Below are 18,130 nucleotides of genomic sequence, written 5' to 3'. Positions count from 1 at the left end.
TTATATATCTCCTTTTTTCTATTACTATACAAAAAGTGGTGGACGTCAACTGTCCACTACTTTTTGGAATTTTCACCTCCTTTCTGTTACACTAATAAAAACCCTAATAAAAACAGAAATAAGGAGGCTTTTATGAAGGTTGGTCTAGTTCTGGAAGGCGGTGGGATGCGCGGGCTTTACACGGCTGGCGTGTTAGATGCCTTCTTGGATGCCGGAATTAAGGTAGATGGTTTGGTTAGTGTCTCTGCCGGCGCTCTTTTTGGGGTGAATTTTCTTTCGGGTCAAAGGGGAAGGGCGCTTCGCTATAATAAACGCTTTATCAGAGATAAAAATTACATTAGTCTGTTGTCCTGGTTGAAAACGGGAAATATGGTTAATCGGGAGATGGCCTATTATAAAATTCCGATGGAGCTAGATATTTTTGATCAGGAAGCTTTTGCGCAATCGGATGTGCCTTTTTATGTGACGGTGACCAATCTGGAAACCGGCCAGGCAGAATATCCTAAAATTGATCATGTGTTTGATCAAATGGAGTATCTCCGAGCTAGCTCAGCCTTGCCTTTGATTTCACAAATTGTTGAAATTGATGGGAAGAAGTACTTGGATGGAGGACTGACAGATTCAATTCCGGTGGATTTTGCTAAAAGCTTGGGCTTTGATAAACTTATTGTTATTTTGACCCAGCCTTTGAATTATCGGAAAAAAGCCTCAAGTGGGCGGCTTTACCGTCTCTTTTATAAGGAGTATCCGAAGTTTGTGGAAGTAGCTTCCAAACGCTACCAGCATTACAATGATACGGTGGAAAAGATTATTCGCATGGAGGAAGCTGGCGAGATCTATGTGATTCGCCCAGAACAGTCTTTGGCTGTGCGGCGTTTAGAGAGAGACCCAGAGAAGCTCGAAGCTGTTTACACCCTTGGTTTTCAAGATAGTCAGAAGCAACTAATGGAGTTGAAACAGTATTTAGCCACAGTATAAAAACGGACGGGCATGAAAGCCGTCCGTTTTTATAAATGAAAAAAGCACCTTCTTCTCTTGATTTTTCAAAAGAAGAAAGATGCGAATCGTCTTATTTCTCAGTCTCAAGCAAGTTTTGACCAACTAAGGCAGCTAGGAAACCACCAACAAGTGGTGCCAAAATGAAGACCCAAACTTGGCTAAGAGCTGTCCCACCTAGCAAGAGGGCAGGGGCAAGGCTACGAGCTGGGTTTACTGAAAGACCAGTAACGTTTAGACCAAGTAGGATCAGTGTAGTTAAGGTCAAACCAATGACAAGACCAGCAATTTTGCCGTTTCCTTTGCTTGCAGAGGTTACGGTAACAATTACAAGTACAAAAAGGAAAGTAGCGATAACCTCAAAGAGGAAGGCTCCCATTGCAGAAACGGTTGTAAACCCATTTTCTCCCAAGCTAGTGACAGCTTGACCAGAACTTGCAAGGAAGAAGTTCAAAGTAGCGGAAGCAAGAAGGGCTCCAACAACTTGAGCAAGAACATAAGTCAAGAAGTCTTGAGCGTTCATACGTTTATTGACGAACATAGCCAAAGATACAGCTGGATTTAGGTGTGCACCTGAAATCGTTCCAATACTATAGGCTGCAGCGACGATGGAAAGACCAAAAGCAAGGGCAATCCCCAGATGGCCGATTCCTTCAAGACCATTTCCAAAGACAACAGCACCAGTTCCAATAAAGACTAACATAAAAGTACCGATTAACTCGGCAAAGAATTTTTTAGACATATTAAACCTCCGTGCTCAATCATAGAATGTTTCCTAAAAATTTTCAAGAAATTCGCTTGGGAATTTCTTAAAAATTGTATCTTAAGAGATTCTTGAAAATCTGGCTAGGGGAGACATGCTTAGGATTCCTGCTTATTATAGAGTTGTGAGGCAAAGATATTCTTAAATTTACAGTTGTCACTCAAGGGTTGTCTAGTCTGTATGAAATGAATAAAGTAGAGACGGTGACTTTTAAAGATTGAGGGTGAGGAGTAACCATAGTCTATCCCCAGACTATGGCTACATTATAGACAACGGAATAAGGAATAATCTGGCCTCTCGTATAGATTTTAGCCTTATTCTAAGATTAATTTTTTGTTCCGAGATTCTGTTTGGTGGAAATTTTGAATTTCGTAGTTTTCCAAGGTCTCTCCGGGACCTGTCACAGTAATCCATTTTGGAAAAATTTTGGATAGAAGCCAAAGTGGAACGAGCGTTGGGTACCAAATAGTCATGACTTCAAAAATGAAACGGTGGTTATTTCCTCGGTTTAGATAACGCTGACGATACTCGGATTTTAGGGAAGGGTGTGGTACGAAGATATGAAATGGAAATATGCCTTGTCTCCAAAACTCTTTTAGGAAAGGAAACAGTAAATTTAAAGCAACTAGGACAATATTTCTTTTTTCATGAAGAGTATAAGCCATAGAAATATAGGTTTTCTTGTAATTCTTATCCTTAATAGGTCGCTTGGTCGACTTCCGTTCTTCACGAGTCAGATGGCTTACGCTGGAATTGTCGTATTTGATATCAGACAACTCCAAATCCACCACAGTGTTGTATTTCTTAGCCAAAGTTGTCTTCCCCATACCCGGAAAGGCAAATAAAAACATGTTACAACCTCCTTGTGTTTAGTAGTATAGCAGAGAAACATGAAAAAAAGATGAAAGGAGGTGGTGGATCAGTTTAAAGTTTTTTGATGGTAGGATTATCCATGCGAAAAGTAAGCACTGCAAAGAAGGAAAATCCAATTAGAATTGTTATCCGATACTAATTAAATTGATTTTTTGATTAGTATTGGATTTGCTAGAGCTTTTTTCAATCGTCTTTATTTTAGTTGATACCCCCCAGTTTATTATAGCCAGGAGGGTACTGTCCTGTGTATAATGGTAGAGTAGAAAAGTAGAGACGGTGGCTTTGGAAACCGAAGAGAGGTGTAGGGAGAGTCTGGGGATAGACTCTCCCTACTGGGCAACTCATCAAAATCTGACGGAAAGGAGGAGCCTTTCTTTTGACAGCGTTTGAGATTGTTCAAACTCTTCTTGGCTTTGGTACCTTTACCATTGCTTTGATTGGTTTATGTTATACAATCTTCAAAAATAACGACAAAAAGAAATAACCCGTCCCCACTTTGACTAGGTAGGACGAGTTATTCTCAACTTATAAGGTCACCGTCTTAAACGGTTCTACTAAGGGTAGTTGTTGACGCAACTATCCTTTTTCATTTCTATTATACCCATTCTTAGGCTGTAGTGCAAGTTTTATTTGTAGGTACTAACAAAAAATCCTAGTGTAGAAACTAGGATTTTTATTCTCATCTGTGACTTGTCTTTCAAGTGAATTTCGAAAAAGGATACCATAAAACTGAATTTCAATGCAAAGTAGTGAAATTCATATTTTCAGAAAGCTTGATTTATAAGGCTTTCTAGCACCTATTGATATGTATTGATACCCTATTTCACCTCAGTAAAGATTACGTGTTTACGCAATTTTGGTGAGTATTTTTTCAATTGAAGACGGTCTGGTGTGTTGCGTTTGTTTTTAGAAGTAAGGTACAAGCGTTCACCAGATTCTTTGTGTTCAAGTGTGATATTTACGCGCATGAGTGCTCCCTTCTATTCTTATTCAGCTGCTTGAGCTTTAGCGATTTTACGTCCTTTGTAGTATCCTTTAAGAGATACACGGTGTGAACGTGAGTAGTCACCAGTTGTAGCATCGAATTGAACAGATGGTGCTGTCAATTTGTAGTGTGTACGACGTTTGTTTTTCTTCGCTTTTGATGTGCGACGTGCAGGTACTGCCATTTCTTTATTTCCTCCAATAGAATATTCTTTGACGATTCGTCAACTTTAAAAGAATAACACAAATGAATTGTAAAGTAAAGTTACTTGACAACTTTTTTCAAAAAAGATTTGTCAGTGGTCCTAGCATTAAGATTTGCGACGTTTGGTTTTAACGGCTCCAAGGGTTACCAACAAACCGAATCCCATTGCTGTTAGAGCGGCTGATTCTTGAGCAGATGTGTTTGGTAAGCGGTTAGGTTGGAAAGATTCATTCTTCTTAGATTGTGAAGGTAATGCCACTGTATTTCGGTTGCTTTGATGACTTAATGGTGTGACCTTCTCTGATGGTTTTTTGACTTCCTCTTGTTTCCCTTTAAGCTTTTCTAGGCCAAGAGCTGGTTTGTTTTCAGTCTTAGTTCCGTTTCCATGTAGTTTCTCTTTGAGCTTTTCTGGATCAAGAGCTGGTTTGTTTTCAGCTTTAGTTCCGTCTCCATGTAGCTTCTCTTTGAGATTTTCTGGGTCAAGAGCTGGTTTGTTTTCAGCTTTAGTTCCGTCTCCATGTAGCTTCTCTTTGAGATTTTCTGGGTCAAGAGTTGGTTTGTTTTCAGCTTTAGTTCCGTCTCCATGTAGTTTCTCTTTGAGTTTTTCTGGGTCAAGAACTGGTTTGTTTTCAGCCTTAGTTCCGTCTCCATATAGCTTCTCTTTGAGATTTTCTGGGTCAAGAGCTGGTTTGTTTTCAGCTTTAGTTCCGTCTCCATGTAGCTTCTCTTTGAGATTTTCTGGGTCAAGAGCTGGTTTGTTTTCAGTCTTAGTTCCGTCTCCATGTAGTTTCTCTTTGAGCTTTTCTGGATCAAGAGCTGGTTTGTTTTCAGCCGTAGTTCCGTCCCCGTGTAGTTTCTCTTTGAGATTTTCTGGGTCAAGAACTGGTTTGTTTTCAGCCGTAGTTCCGTCCCCGTGTAGTTTCTCTTTGAGATTTTCTGGGTCAAGAGCTGGTTTGTTTTCAGTCTTAGTTCCGTCTCCGTGTAGTTTCTCTTTGAGATTTTCTGGGTCAAGAGCTGGCTTGTTTTCAGCTTTAGTTCCGTCTCCATGTAGTTTCTCTTTGAGCTTTTCTGGATCAAGAACTGGTTTGTTTTCAGCCTTAGTTCCGTCTCCATGTAGTTTCTCTTTGAGCTTTTCTGGATCAAGAGCTGGTTTGTTTTCAGCCGTAGTTCCGTCCCCGTGTAGTTTCTCTTTGAGTTTTTCTGGGTCAAGAGCCGGTTTGTTTTCAGTCTTGGTTCCGTCTCCGTGTAGTTTCTCTTTGAGCTTTTCTGGATCAAGAGCCGGTTTGTTTTCAGTCTTGATTCCGTCTCCATGTAGTTTCTCTTTGAGTTTTTCTGGATCAAGAGCTGGTTTGTTTTCCGCCGTAGTTCCATCTCCGTGTAGTTTCTCTTTGAGCTTTTCTGGGTCAAGAGCCGGTTTGGATTCAGCTTTTGTTCCATCCCCATGTAGTTTCTCTTTGAGTTTTTCTGGATCAAGAGCTGGTTTGTTTTCAGTCTTAGTTCCGTCTCCATGTAGTTTCTCTTTGAGCTTTTCTGGGTCAAGAGCTGGTTTGCTTTCAGTCTTAGTTCCGTCCCCATGCTGTTTCTCTTTGAGTTTTTCTGGATCAAGAGCTGGTTTGTTTTCAGCCGTAGTTCCATCCCCGTGTTGTTTCTCTTTGAGTTTTTCTGGGTCAAGAGCCGGTTTGGATTCAGCTTTGGTTCCCTCCCCATGTTGTTTTTTCCGTAGATCCAGTTGTAGTAATAGTGGATCATGGTCAGAGGCTCTGCCGTGATCGGTCATAAAGATGGAGTTTACGTGTACCATGTCAAACTCGTAACGGTCGAGGAGATTGTTGGAGATGACGATATTATCAAGGGATTGGTTGTTTCCTTGATAGAAGTAGGAGAAGCGATCGGCTAAATCATGGCGACTGACCAAATTGGACATGATGTCTCCAGAGACGATGTCTAGCGTTTTGGTGAATTCATAGTCATTATAGTCTCCGAGCATAGCAACGTTTAAATCGGCATTTTGCTTCATTCCCTCGGAGATGAATTGATGGATGATGTTAGCCATTTGGTGGCGTTGTGTTTCGGATTTAAAGCTGACTGGTTGAACTTTTCCGAATAGTCCATTATCCCCACGTTTTGAATTTAAGTGAACGGCAACCACATTGATCTTTTGATCGTTAAATTGAAATTCTGCGATGATTGGTTTACGGGAGTTTTTCCAGGCTGCATTGGTTGGATCGATGCGGGCGATACTGTGTTTTAATTCTCCGTTTTCCCAAGCTGCGGGCGTTGTCGCATCTCCTTTTGGTTTATCCGATAAGGATACGCGTTCAGAATTGTAAAGGAATCCTGTGCGGATATTGGATCCAGGAGCACCGCCATCCATGTTGTTTTCGGGTTCAATATCAATGTATTGGTAAGTCGGTCCTCCTTCGGCTTTGATGGCTTCAATTAAGCGACGAGCACTCTGGCTAGCATCAACTGTACCATCATCGGTCGTACCATTGTTGTCTTGAACCTCAATAAGGGTAATGATGTCTGGAGAGTTTAAGTCGTGGACAAAAGATTTAGCAATGCGTTTGACTTTGGCATTGTTGGTTGTTTTGTTATTGGCTGAGAAATTTTCAATATTATAAGAGGCGATGGTGAGCTTATTTGGATCTTTGATAATCGTTGTAACTTCAGGTGTTACACCCCCATCTGTGACCGCTGGGGAATTGGCAACGGTAGCTAGTAATTTATAATTGGTATAACCGTAGGAGATTGGACCGTAAATTCGTCCTTGGAAGGAGTCACCCGTTTTGGTGACTAGATTTTTATCAAACAGTACCGCAATTTTCTCGGGATGGGCGTTGTCTGCTTCTAAGGTCAGACCTCCAACCTTGTTCATCGGTCCAGTATAGTTCCCTGGAACGACATAGACTTCCTTGTTGGATTGCGGACCAAGCACTTTGGCGTTGTCAATTCCGACAAGCATTCCTTCTAGTGATTCCCAAAAATCAAGGCCGTCTGTATCTGGATCAAATGATGAAAAAGCATCGTCTTCAATAATTTTTGTTGGGGCGATGCGATCAATGCCGAGAAGAATTGGTGCAGGTACAGTGGCTGTGCCCTCTTTGACAACGGATGTTGCTGCAATTTGGGTGGTGGTCAAATCGGTTTGTGCTTTTTCGCTATAACCAGCTCCGAGATATTCAACCACTTTTCCCGTCACGGTTACACGATCTCCAACAGCTACTTGATGATTTGTTAGGAAAACGTTGATTCCATCGGATGTTTTAGGATTGCCATCGGGTACGATATCCTGCACATAGAAATGATTCTTGTTGGCAACGTAAGTTACCACTACATTTTTAACAGTCACTGTTTGATTTTCGAGAGGGGATGTGTGACTTTCACCCTGGATTTCTCCGATGGAGATACTTTTTTCTGTTGGAGGGAGTGCTGTCCCTTTTTTAACCACTTCGAATTGATTTTCCAAGAATGGTTTTAATTGGTTTTTACCTCTATATGTGGATAAAATGGCAGTGATGTTGATGGTGTCATTTTCTGAAATCAGATTGGTTAAAATGGCATTGGTAATACCTGTACGGCTATCCACACGGACGGCAACTGTTTGGCCATTGAGGTCGCTGATGTTAAAAGTTGATGTTCCATTTTTATCGCTAGAGATGGAACCAACTGTCACATTTTTTAAGGTTACGAGAGTAGACTGGAGTTTATCAGTTAAGCCTTCAACTGTTGTGACAGTTGGTTCAGGAACAGGAATGTCAGCGACTTTGGTAAGATTAGCAACCTTGGTTAGTTGCAGTTCACCATTGAAGTCGCCCAAGGTCCCCTCTAATTGGACGGTGTCTCCCATGGTTACATCTTGCTTTTTGCCGGGATAAACGTAGAGACCATCGCCAGCGGTATCTTGGATGTAGAAGCCATTTCCACCCCAAGCGTTGACTTTACTGATGACTTTACCAGCGACCGTTAGGGTCTGCCCTTTTTCACTCTCCCGTGCTTGTTCTAGGGAAGTCGTTGAGGTGTTAGAGTCGATTGCAACTGCCTCGAGCGGCTGATCTGCAATGGGGGCTTCGGTTGATTCCGTTGGAGTTTCTGATAAATCCGAACGATTGCTGTTCGGTTGATTGGTATCCGTTTGTAGAGTTTCAGTTGTAGGGGTTAAACCATCAGCCGAGACATGCTCCTGGGCTAGTGTAGTCGATAAGACAAGTGGTGCTAGCAGAAGAGAAGCTCTTAGCATATACTTATAAACAGCCTTTTTTTCCATGGGTATCTCCTATTGTTTGATGCTTTTATTGTATCAGAAAGACTGCGATAAACCAACTATAATCCGAATATTTCAAGAGTATAGAGAGTTGATGGTTCGGTTGTATTTGCTTGAAAGTAGGATAAGCGGAACTCGTTGGATTACTCTCAAGTAAGATGATGAAGTGGGGGATAGAACTTTCGTAGAGGGGGGAATTATGCTAAAATTGTACTAATGTCATTAAAGGAAAAGGAACGTTATGAAACTACAGAAACCAAAGGGAACACAGGATATTCTGCCTGGTGAGTCTCGAAAATGGCAATTTGTGGAGGCCCGAGCGCGGGAAATCTTTGGGCGCTACCGTTTTGAAGAGATTCGGACGCCTCTCTTTGAACATTATGAAGTTATTAGTCGGTCGGTTGGCGATACAACGGATATCGTCAGCAAGGAGATGTATGATTTCTATGATAAGGGCGATCGTCATATTACATTGCGGCCAGAAGGAACTGCACCAGTTGTCCGCTCCTATGTGGAGAATAAATTATTTGCGCCAGAGGTGCAAAAGCCAGTGAAGCTTTTCTATATGGGGTCCATGTTCCGTTATGAGCGCCCTCAGGCAGGTCGCTTACGAGAGTTCCACCAAATCGGGGTAGAGGCTTTTGGTTCCAGTAATCCGGCTATCGATGTGGAAGTCATCGCGATGGCGGCAGCTTTCTTCCAAGAGCTTGGTTTACAGGGAATTCGCTTGCACTTGAATAGTTTGGGAACTCCAGAGTCTCGAGCAGCTTATCGTCAGGCCTTAATTGATTATCTGTTACCGCATAAGGAATCGTTATCGGCAGATAGTCAACGACGTCTGGAAGAGAATCCACTGCGAGTATTGGATTCTAAAGAGAAAGCTGACCAAGAGGTTGTAGAAGGGGCACCTTCTATTTTGGACTATTTAGATTCGGAGAGTCAGGAACACTTGGATCAAGTGCAGAAACTCTTGGATGCTTTGGGGATTGATTATGTCATGGATTCGAGGATGGTACGTGGTTTAGATTACTACAATCACACGATTTTTGAATTTATTACAGAAGTCAATGGATCCGATTTGACGGTCTGTGCGGGTGGTCGTTATGACGGTTTGGTATCTTACTTCGGTGGTCCAGAGACACCAGGTTTTGGTTTCGGTCTTGGAGTTGAACGTTTATTGCTCTTATTGGAGGAGCAAGAAGTTGAGCTTCCAGGTTTGCCAGCCTTAGACGTATATGTAGCTACCTTAGGTGTTGAAGTCAATGAAGCTGCGACGATTTTGGTTCAGTCCTTGCGTCGCCAAGGTTTGACAGTTGAACGAGAATATCTAAATCGGAAGTTAAAGGCTCAGTTTAAGGCTGCAGATCAATTCCAGGCTAAGGCTTTGCTGACTCTAGGGGGATCCGAGTTGGAGTCTGGTTCTGTTGTCTTGAAGAATAATAAAACGAGAGAACAGTTGGAAGTATCCATGCGGGACTTGGAGCAGAATGCACCAGCGATTCTGGCTCAGGTAATGGCACTAGGAAATGAGTAAGGATATGCAAAAGAGGCTTTTAGGGGCGGTTATTCAGGCAGTTGTGGTGGCTTTGGTCATTGGCTGTGTGTGTACCCTCGTTCGGGATGACTTTTTTTACCGCCATTTGGCCCTGATTTTTGGTTTTTTGGCTGGATTAGCTCATTTTATAACGGGCACTGTTATTCAAACTTTACATGAAATAAATCAAACAGAGAAAGAGGAATAGGTTGATGGAACGTTCGATGTATGCGGGGCGTGTGCGCTCGGAGCAAATTGGTCAGACGCTAACTTTAAAAGGTTGGGTTGGTCGTCGTCGGGATTTGGGAGGCTTGATCTTTATTGACTTGCGGGACCGGGAAGGATTGATGCAGTTGGTTATCAATCCAGAATTGGTGGATGCATCTGTGATGCAGGCGGCTGAAAGTTTACGGTCTGAGTATGTGATTGAGGTGACTGGGAAAATCTTGGCGCGTGAGCAGGCTAATGATCAGTTGCCAACAGGACAGGTGGAGATGCAGGTGGAGCAGTTGACTATTTTGAATACTGCGAAAACAACACCTTTTGAGATCAAGGATGGTATTGAGGTAAATGATGATACCCGTTTGCGTTACCGTTACCTTGATTTGCGTCGTCCAGAGATGCTGGCTAACTTTAAACTTCGGGCACAGGTTACCCATAGCATTCGGAACTACTTGGATGAGCATGAGTTTATCGATGTGGAGACGCCTTTCTTGGCTAAGTCTACTCCAGAAGGGGCTCGGGATTATTTGGTTCCAAGTCGGGTGCACGAGGGACATTTCTATGCCTTGCCTCAAAGTCCACAAATTACCAAGCAGCTCTTGATGAATGCTGGATTTGACCGTTATTATCAAATTGTGAAATGTTTCCGTGATGAGGACCTACGCGGAGATCGTCAGCCAGAGTTTACACAGGTAGATTTGGAAACTTCCTTCCTGTCTGAGCAAGAAATTCAGGATTTGGTAGAAGGCATGATTGCCAAGGTTATGAAAGATACTAAGGGTATTGAAGTAAGCCTACCTTTCCCACGAATGAAATATGATGAAGCGATGCGTCTATACGGTGTGGACAAGCCGGATACTCGTTTTGAGATGCTGCTGGAAGATTTAACGGATCTTGTGTCTGACGTTGAATTTAAAGTCTTTGCAGAGGCTCCAGCTGTTAAGGCCATTGTTGTACGCGGAGCAGCTGACCAGTATTCGCGTAAAGACATCGATAAATTGACCGAAGTTGCCAAGCAATATGGTGCTAAGGGTCTAGCATGGATCAAGTATGTGGACGGTGCTCTCACAGGTCCAGTTGCTAAATTCTTGGTTAGTCATGAAGAGAAATTGGTTTCTCATCTTGCTTTAGGTGAGCAGGACTTGGTTCTGTTTGTTGCGGACGAAATGGAAGTGGCGAATGCTACTCTAGGGGCGCTGCGCGTGCGCTTAGGAAAAGAGTTAGGACTTATCGACGAGAGTCGATTTGATTTCCTCTGGGTTGTAGACTGGCCGATGTTTGAATGGTCTGAGGAAGAAGGCCGCTATATGAGTGCCCATCACCCATTCACACTACCACAAATGGATACTGCAACTGAACTCGAGGGTGATCTCAGCAAGGTGAAAGCCATTGCTTATGATATTGTCTTGAATGGTTATGAATTGGGTGGCGGAAGTCTTCGGATTAACCAGAGAGAGCTACAGGAACGGATGTTTAAAGCTCTTGGTTTCAGTCAAGAAGAAGCAGAGGAACAGTTTGGTTTCCTCTTAGAAGCTATGGATTACGGCTTCCCTCCACATGGAGGATTGGCAATCGGCTTGGACCGTTTTGTCATGCTTCTAGCTGGTCAAGATAATATTCGGGAAGTTATTGCCTTTCCGAAAAACAACAAGGCCACAGACCCTATGACTCAGGCACCGAGTCCAGTGGCTTTGAGCCAATTGGAAGAACTGAGTCTACGGGTTCAAGAGGATGAAAAGGAATAAATATTACCGTGCTTTTCGGTCTTGGTTGGATGAACTAGGGAGGCGTTTCCACTTTATCAAGCTCTTGCAGAACATTTCGCGTGAGAAGTATGATGAGAAATTATCGGCAGCAGTCTTATATGGCATCTTGTCCGCTATTGCAATCAACTTTTTTTATCAGCCCGGACATGTCTATTCTGCAGGGGCAACAGGATTGGCACAGATTCTTCAAGCTCAGTTGGCCAATCATCTAGGAGTTAATCTGCAGTTATCCCTAATTTACTATGCGATTAATATTCCTTTGATGATTCTAGCCTGGTATCAGATTGGTCAAAAGTTTACGATCCTTACCTTCATAACGGTTAGTTTTTCGAGTCTGTTTATGGAGTGGATTCCAGATTTGACCTTGACCGCTGATCCTATTATCAATGCCCTTTTCGGAGGTGTTCTGATGGGCTTGGGAATTGGTTTGGCCCTGCGGGCCAATATTTCCAGTGGTGGGATGGATGTCTTGATTCTGACTATCCGCAAGCGGACGGGTCGGCAGGTCGGTAACTTGTCCCTGGCTCTGAACGGTGGAATCATTCTTTTAGCCGGTCTTTCCTTTGGTTGGCCCTATGCCTTTTATTCTTTGGTGACTCTCTTTGTTTCTACACGGGTTACCGATTTGGTTTTTACCAAGCAGAGAAAAATGCAGGCCATGATTGTGACCAGTTGTCCGGAGCGGGTGATTAAGGAAATTCATGCAAAATTGGAGCGGGGAGTGACCATTTTGAATGATGCTGAGGGAGCTTATGAGCATGAGCGGAAGGCTGTGCTGATTACAATCATTACCCGAGCAGAATACCATGAGTTTAAGTGGATTATGCGGGAAACAGATCCTAAGGCTTTTGTAACGATTGCAGATAATGTGCACGTTCTAGGACGTTTTGTTGAATTTTAAAAAATGAGACCAGCGAAAATATTTTTCGTTAGGTCTCTTTTTTTACTTTCTTTTTCGAATGAAAAGATGAGAGGGAAAACTCTCAGATTTTATAAGGTTTGCCGAGGAAAAAGTAGGGTGCCATCATGAGGTAAGGGGAACTTGAGTCACCCTGTCTATTCCGAGGAAAGAAAAAGGAGTTTTATGAAAACAGCAATTTTAGTCGATGGTGGTTATTACCGTAAGCGGAGTAATCTGGCCTTTGGTTCGGAAGATCCAGCTCAATCAGCCCAGCGTTTGTATAAATATTGTACGCGGCATCTCAAGGAGTCTTGTTATCAGGCAGAGGTGCGGCATGACCTTTATCGTATTTTCTATTATGATTGTCCCCCTTTGCAAGCAAGCCTACTCAACCCTTTCGGAGATCGAGTTATTGACTACAGTAGGAGTGACACGCTACGATGGACTGAAGAATTTTTTGTAGAGTTGAGTCGCAAGCGGCGCGTGGCCTTGCGCATGGGTGAACTCTCTGAGAATAAACCGCTCTATACTTTACGGGAAGAGGCTTTACAAGACCTCTTGTCCGGTCAACGAAGAGTAGATCAACTTCAAGAGGCCGATTTTCGTCTCAACCTCCAGCAGAAGGGAACCGATATCCGTATCGGCTTAGATATCTCCTCTCTAGCCTATAAGCAACAAGTGGACCGCATTATCCTCATTGCTGGCGACAGTGACTTCGTCCCCGCCGCCAAACTGGCCCGACGTGAAGGCATTGATTTTATCCTGGATCCGTTAGGTGGGCCAATCAAGGATAATCTCAGTCTTCATATTGATGGACTCCGGACAATTGACACAGCTTACTTAGGACACTAAGAGAAGACAAAAGGCAGCTTTCACTCGTTTGAAAGCTGTCTTTTGCATACCCTAGTTCACAAGTCGAACCCCTAGTTTAAGTTTATCCAAGACCCGTTCTTTTAGATCTTTTGTTAAAGGTGTGATAGTAGCTTGGTGGCAGATACTTTGACCTTGGCATTCCTCCGTTACTGCGGTAATAATACCAATAATCTCACCATTGAGAAAAACAGGGGAGCCAGAATTTTCCTGTACTAGACCAAGATCCGCGGTTAAGGTACCATCTGCCTCTACACGAACAATCTTACCGGATGCTTGAGTGTAAGGCGGGCGTGTAAGACTAGAGAAGCCCATAGTCGATACAGTTTTCCCTAGTAGTTTTTGGGGTTCTAGATAGACGGTAAGCTGGAGTTCTTGTTTATCTGTAGGGAGTCCCAAACTGGACTCGACTTGGATAAGAGCAAGGTCGTTTTTCAAATCCTCGTATCCGCTATAGGATGTGGATAGGTAGTAGGGCTTGGCAGATGACCCTGTGTGGAAAACTTCTGTTCCTTGAGCGTTATAGGTGTGGATGGTTTGCCCAGACCATAGCTGTCCCCGCTCATTAGTGAGATTATGGGCTGCGGTGAGGAAAGCACCCTTACCTAAGTAGGTTCCAGTTCCCCGAGTGGTTTGCCCAGACCCCCTCTTAGCGATGAGAGCTTGTGTTAGATGAAAGGGATAGGTACTTGCTTCCTGTGGGCTGACCTCTTTCCGAGCCTCTGCTAGCATGACTGTAGGTAGAAGCATACTTCCCAGAGTAAGTAGCAGTGTGAGTAGTCGTTTCTTCATGATTATCTCCTTTGTGGTCTTTTTCTTTTTAATTCGTTTTTTGAAAGAAGAAAACGCAAAGAAGGTGGATAATGAACTGCTCCCTGTCAAGTAGACAGTGAAATAATAAAAGATTATGCGACGGCCTTGTTCCTCATTTCAAGAGGGGCAAGGCCGTTATTGCGCTCTTGAAAACGTTCATGATTGTAGAAATGAATATAAGCATCTATATCAGCTACCAACTCCTCAAAGGTCTTATACTTCTTCAAATCATAACATTCGGTCTTAAAATGCCCAAAGAAGCTCTCAATTGGCGCATTATCAATACATTTACCAACACGAGACATAGAGCGTGTCAGTTGATACTGTGTCGTCTTCATGCGATATTCTTGTGAGGTGTACTGAGAGCCTCTATCGCTATGAATAAGTGGTGTCACATTTGGATTGGCTTCCATCGCCTTTCTAAGCGTCTCCATAACTAGCGAATTATCATTATTAAGACCGATATGGTAGGCTACGATTGATCCATTATAAAGGTCCTTAATGGCACTTAAATAAGCCTTTGAACCCATTCCATACTGTAAGAAGGTAACATCTGTACACCACTTTTAGTTTGGAGCTGTTGCAGTGAAGTCGCGGTTAAGAAGATTGTCTTCGATATTCTTAAAACTAGTTTTTGTGCAATAGCCACGAGAACGACGGATGACAGATTGAAGACCAAGGATACGCATGAGACGTCTGATTCGTTTAGGATTGTAGTTTATTCCTAGTTTTCTATTAATGAAACGTGTCATGCGACGGTAGCCTAGAATACCTTTGTATTGAGCATGAAGTTCTTTCATCAGTGAAACCAACTCTCTATTTGTCTCCTCGTATTCAGTCTCCTCATGGTTCAGCCATTTGTAGTAGCCTGAACGAGAAACCTTCAAGAGTCGACATAAGAGATGAATCGGAGCTCCATTGTTCTCTTCATGATATTCCTTGATTGCTTGGAATTTAGAAGTGAGTCGACCTAACCTTACTTCATATTCCGTAGATCGATCTCTTGAAGCTTTTTTAGAAGACCGTTCTCCATTTCTAGTAGTCGATTGCGTTCCTCTAATTGTTTAAGCTTAAGGAGTAATTCCTCTTCATTAGTTAAATTCGACTTGCTTTCAAGTCCTTTTCCACGACGGTCTTCTAAGCCTCGACTACCTTCTTTTTCAAATTTTCTTACCCATGAATAGATTTGTTGGTAAGAAATGCCATATTTTTCAATAGCTGCTTGATAGTTTTTATCGTGAGCAATCGTAAAGTTTACGGCCTCAAGCCGTTCTTCAAAAGTTGTTTTACGTCCCTTTTTCATCCTAGAATAACCTCTACTAGTAGATTTCAACTTATTACCACTAGTATAAACGTTTATCCACTTTCTGAGAACACTTCGATCTGATATTCCATATTTTTTAACCAAACTCGCTTGGCTTCCTCGGCCTTCTAAATAGTCAAGTACTGCCTGTTCTTTCAGCTCCTGGCTATATTTCTTCCAAGTTCGACTTTCATAGAGACCATCAATACCATCTTGTTTGTATTTTCGAATCCACTCTTGAATCGTTTTGTAGGATACCTGGCTTTGTTTAGCTAAGTAACCTATGGATTTATGATGATTGAGATAAAGCAATACAATCTCAAGTTTCTCTCCTACTGATTTTGAACTTCTTTTAGACATAAGAAAACACCCCTATAGCTTCTAGTGAAATTTTGTTTTTTCACTGTCCACTATAAGGGGAGCATATCACTGTTTCATCGTTGGTAAGGTGGGTGGGGATTATTTTTTCTTCAGCTAGTTCTGAGGTCTCGATAAGTAAACCTTAACCGCCTCTTGATTGAGACGGTTAAGTTAATATAAATTATTCCAAGCCTGTTGCTGATTTTGAGCTTAATAAGAATTGACCATCTGGTTGCTTAGAGAAACTAAGGCTAACACTTTTGAATCCGGAATTAAAAGTAGTATATGTTACTAATTTATTGCTAACATCGCCAATAGTAGACTCACTTTCAGATTCAGGTTTTCCAAATTGTTTAATAACAGAATCGTAGCTTTCTCCGCCAGCACCAGATAGTGTATCTCCTACAGTAAGTGCGTCAAAAGATGCTTTTGTCCATTTAAATTCACCTTCGGTTATTTCCTCTACTGCAGAGCTTGCAGAACTGGCAACCTCTTTAAGCTCACTACTAGCAGAGCTGGCTGCTTCTTCGATTTCGCTAGAGGCTTCGATGACTGTCTTGGTCACTTCTCCTGCAGTTTTGATAGCTTGGCCATAAATCATTTGTGTTCCAATGACAATTAGAATTGATCCTACTGAGAGTGCAGTACCTACAATTGCTAAAACTTTTGTATTTTGTCGATTGATGTAAAGACCCACACCACCTAGGACTAGTCCAACAATGGCAATAACGAATGATAGATTGTTGATAATAGGAACCCATGAACCAAGTAGAGCAAGTGCGCCGAATACGATAGCAAGAATACCTAAAACTTTCTTTTCTGGTTGCATAATAAAAATCTCCTTCAGCTTTTAGTGTGGATCAGTTTTGCACATTAGCTTACATTTCTTTAATTATATTTTGATATTCATCCTTGACCATTATTTCCTCGGTCATAGTTTTAAAGTTATAAAACCCCATGAATTTCAGATAGTTAAAATCTTTAGCATCATCTAGTTGGAATACTGCGTCTTTTACAAGATGATGAATGATACATCTGTCTGCCTCGTTTTCACATCGAATACGGGCATTTTTATACTCTGTACTTGTATGTTGCGTATGTCCAAGTTCATGGAGTAGAATTTTTAATCGTTCTTTCCTGGACAAATTATCTGTTAGAAAAGCGATATTTGTTTCAGGGTCGTAAAACCTTAATTCGTCAGCCATCAGGTCGCCGTTGAAAACACGGATAGTGATTCTAAACTGACTGATGGCGTCTTTTTCGGTGAGATAAATTACCCCTATTTTTCAGCCTCCTTGAGGTACCCTTCAATGATAGACTGAATAATTTTCTTTTTTTCGTCGGTTAGTTCCCGATCACCAAACATCATAACGTTATCTGCTAGATTTTCAACTTTAATATTAGGAGAGTCAACAGCGCTATCGTTAGCGATATTTGGATTGTCCGTACGTCCTAGAAGGTAATCGGTACTAACGTTGAAGTAGTTAGCTATCTCTTGCAAGCGGTCTGATTTAGGATTTGCCTTCTTAATTCCGTAAAGAGAATTAGTGCTTATTCCTAATCTATTTTCCAATTGATTTAAGGATAAACCTTGCTTAGAGGCTAAACCTTTAATCCTTTCAAATGTTACAGACATTGATTTATCAACCTTTCTAAGAGATTGACAAAACTATTCTAATTTAGACTTAAAATAGTTTTTGTAAGATGATTAAGTTAGTAAAAAACGAAGTTAAAAACATTCTAAAAACTAAATACATATGGTCGCTAAACTCTACTTAAATGTTTTATTAGTGTTTAAAACGTTGTTATTCCATGATTTAATTTTAAAACTAGTTTTAAAATTTTTCAAGAAATTATGTGTTTTTCTAATTTTTTCACTTTCTGGGGTTAGTTAATACTAACTAAGTGCTACTTATTAAAATGGTTGTCTAACCAGCGATCTACCAACCAGCTAATGATAGCTTCAATGGTTACGATGAGTATTATTTGGATGAATTCGGACATATGTTATACCTATTTGCTAAGGTGTATAGTTCTTGCCCAGTCTCTGGTGTTTCGAATTTCTAATTCGTCCGAAATATTTTTAGCGTTTATCCGCATTTATCCTATTAAAAAGTCAAAACCACCCGTGAAAACGGGTGGCTTGTACACCGGCTATAAGCCGGTTCTCTCTAGCGACGCCTAAAGGCGTTCGCTGAACTTCGTTCAGGTTAGTGCTATAATTACTTGACTACTGCCCGTAACAACGGGCTTTTATCTTGTTCTAAAACCACCAT

At 41.8% G+C, this 18,130-nt stretch carries 16 protein-coding genes and 2 pseudogenes; 7 read left to right on the top strand and 11 right to left on the bottom strand.

Annotated elements, in window-relative coordinates; genetic code table 11:
• Positions 1-132: 132 nt before the first annotated feature.
• Positions 133-978: a patatin-like phospholipase family protein gene (locus ACXM1Q_RS02240; protein WP_458515755.1), complete on the top strand. Its 846-nt coding sequence runs from the start codon at positions 133-135 to the stop codon at positions 976-978.
• A 91-nt stretch (positions 979-1,069) separates the two neighbouring features.
• Here ACXM1Q_RS02240 and ACXM1Q_RS02235 read toward each other — a convergent pair whose 3' ends face one another.
• Together ACXM1Q_RS02235 and ACXM1Q_RS02230 are read right to left on the bottom strand one after the other, a co-directional pair.
• Positions 1,070-1,738 (bottom strand): MIP/aquaporin family protein, encoded by a 669-nt coding sequence (locus ACXM1Q_RS02235; protein WP_458515753.1) that lies wholly within the window; start codon positions 1,736-1,738, stop codon positions 1,070-1,072.
• A gap of 335 nt (positions 1,739-2,073) precedes the next feature.
• Positions 2,074-2,610: a hypothetical protein gene (locus ACXM1Q_RS02230; protein WP_458515751.1), complete on the bottom strand. Its 537-nt coding sequence runs from the start codon at positions 2,608-2,610 to the stop codon at positions 2,074-2,076.
• 398 nt (positions 2,611-3,008) lie between these two features.
• On the opposite strand from ACXM1Q_RS02230, the gene ACXM1Q_RS02225 reads away from it, so the two are divergent.
• Entirely contained in the window at positions 3,009-3,116 is a 108-nt protein-coding gene (locus tag ACXM1Q_RS02225) for a putative holin-like toxin (RefSeq protein ID WP_458515749.1), read from the top strand.
• Positions 3,117-3,450: 334 nt separating this feature from the next.
• Here ACXM1Q_RS02225 and rpmG read toward each other — a convergent pair whose 3' ends face one another.
• The 4 genes and pseudogenes from rpmG to ACXM1Q_RS02205 form a co-directional block, all read right to left on the bottom strand.
• Positions 3,451-3,600, bottom strand: a complete 150-nt coding sequence (gene rpmG / locus ACXM1Q_RS02220; RefSeq protein ID WP_002262412.1) for a 50S ribosomal protein L33 — start codon at positions 3,598-3,600, stop codon at positions 3,451-3,453.
• 18 nt (positions 3,601-3,618) lie between these two features.
• On the bottom strand, positions 3,619-3,801 hold the full coding sequence (gene rpmF, locus ACXM1Q_RS02215; RefSeq protein WP_135038419.1) for a 50S ribosomal protein L32: 183 nt from the start codon (positions 3,799-3,801) through the stop codon (positions 3,619-3,621).
• Between the two features lie 126 nt (positions 3,802-3,927).
• Positions 3,928-5,598, bottom strand: coding sequence for an LPXTG cell wall anchor domain-containing protein (locus ACXM1Q_RS02210; RefSeq protein WP_458515828.1), 1,671 nt, complete (start codon positions 5,596-5,598; stop codon positions 3,928-3,930).
• Positions 5,599-5,640: 42 nt separating this feature from the next.
• A pseudogene (locus ACXM1Q_RS02205) lies at positions 5,641-7,179 on the bottom strand (nuclease); the annotation flags it as partial.
• 1,147 nt (positions 7,180-8,326) lie between these two features.
• Between ACXM1Q_RS02205 and hisS the strand changes: the two are divergent.
• From hisS to ACXM1Q_RS02180, 5 genes are all read left to right on the top strand, one after another.
• Positions 8,327-9,619, top strand: coding sequence for a histidine--tRNA ligase (gene hisS, locus ACXM1Q_RS02200; RefSeq protein ID WP_458515745.1), 1,293 nt, complete (start codon positions 8,327-8,329; stop codon positions 9,617-9,619).
• Between the two features lie 4 nt (positions 9,620-9,623).
• A complete protein-coding gene (locus tag ACXM1Q_RS02195) occupies positions 9,624-9,827 on the top strand; it encodes a hypothetical protein (protein ID WP_458515743.1) in 204 nt (67 codons plus the stop codon).
• Positions 9,828-9,831: 4 nt separating this feature from the next.
• A complete protein-coding gene (aspS, locus tag ACXM1Q_RS02190) occupies positions 9,832-11,586 on the top strand; it encodes an aspartate--tRNA ligase (protein ID WP_458515741.1) in 1,755 nt (584 codons plus the stop codon).
• Positions 11,573-12,508: a YitT family protein gene (locus tag ACXM1Q_RS02185; protein WP_458515739.1), complete on the top strand. Its 936-nt coding sequence runs from the start codon at positions 11,573-11,575 to the stop codon at positions 12,506-12,508. The genes aspS and ACXM1Q_RS02185 overlap by 14 nt, the downstream gene beginning before the upstream one ends.
• 183 nt (positions 12,509-12,691) lie before the next feature.
• Positions 12,692-13,360, top strand: a complete 669-nt coding sequence (locus ACXM1Q_RS02180; RefSeq protein ID WP_135038922.1) for an NYN domain-containing protein — start codon at positions 12,692-12,694, stop codon at positions 13,358-13,360.
• A 51-nt stretch (positions 13,361-13,411) separates the two neighbouring features.
• Here ACXM1Q_RS02180 and ACXM1Q_RS02175 read toward each other — a convergent pair whose 3' ends face one another.
• The 5 genes and pseudogenes from ACXM1Q_RS02175 to ACXM1Q_RS02155 form a co-directional block, all read right to left on the bottom strand.
• Positions 13,412-14,170 (bottom strand): trypsin-like serine peptidase, encoded by a 759-nt coding sequence (locus tag ACXM1Q_RS02175; RefSeq protein WP_458515736.1) that lies wholly within the window; start codon positions 14,168-14,170, stop codon positions 13,412-13,414.
• A gap of 113 nt (positions 14,171-14,283) precedes the next feature.
• Positions 14,284-15,854, bottom strand: a pseudogene (locus ACXM1Q_RS02170) (IS3 family transposase).
• A gap of 181 nt (positions 15,855-16,035) precedes the next feature.
• The gene (locus ACXM1Q_RS02165) at positions 16,036-16,683 is read right to left on the bottom strand and encodes a DUF4190 domain-containing protein (RefSeq protein ID WP_458515734.1); all 648 of its coding nucleotides are present in this window, start codon (positions 16,681-16,683) and stop codon (positions 16,036-16,038) included.
• Between the two features lie 49 nt (positions 16,684-16,732).
• Complete coding sequence (locus ACXM1Q_RS02160; RefSeq protein ID WP_458515826.1) at positions 16,733-17,128, bottom strand: ImmA/IrrE family metallo-endopeptidase; 396 nt, start codon at positions 17,126-17,128, stop codon at positions 16,733-16,735.
• 5 nt (positions 17,129-17,133) lie between these two features.
• Positions 17,134-17,490: a helix-turn-helix domain-containing protein gene (locus ACXM1Q_RS02155; protein ID WP_458515732.1), complete on the bottom strand. Its 357-nt coding sequence runs from the start codon at positions 17,488-17,490 to the stop codon at positions 17,134-17,136.
• Between the last annotated feature and the right edge of the window lie 640 nt (positions 17,491-18,130).

This window comes from Streptococcus sp. 10F2, from assembly GCF_054331515.2.
Note: the sequence above shows the minus strand (reverse complement) of the source record. Positions and strands in the feature narration are given on the sequence as shown.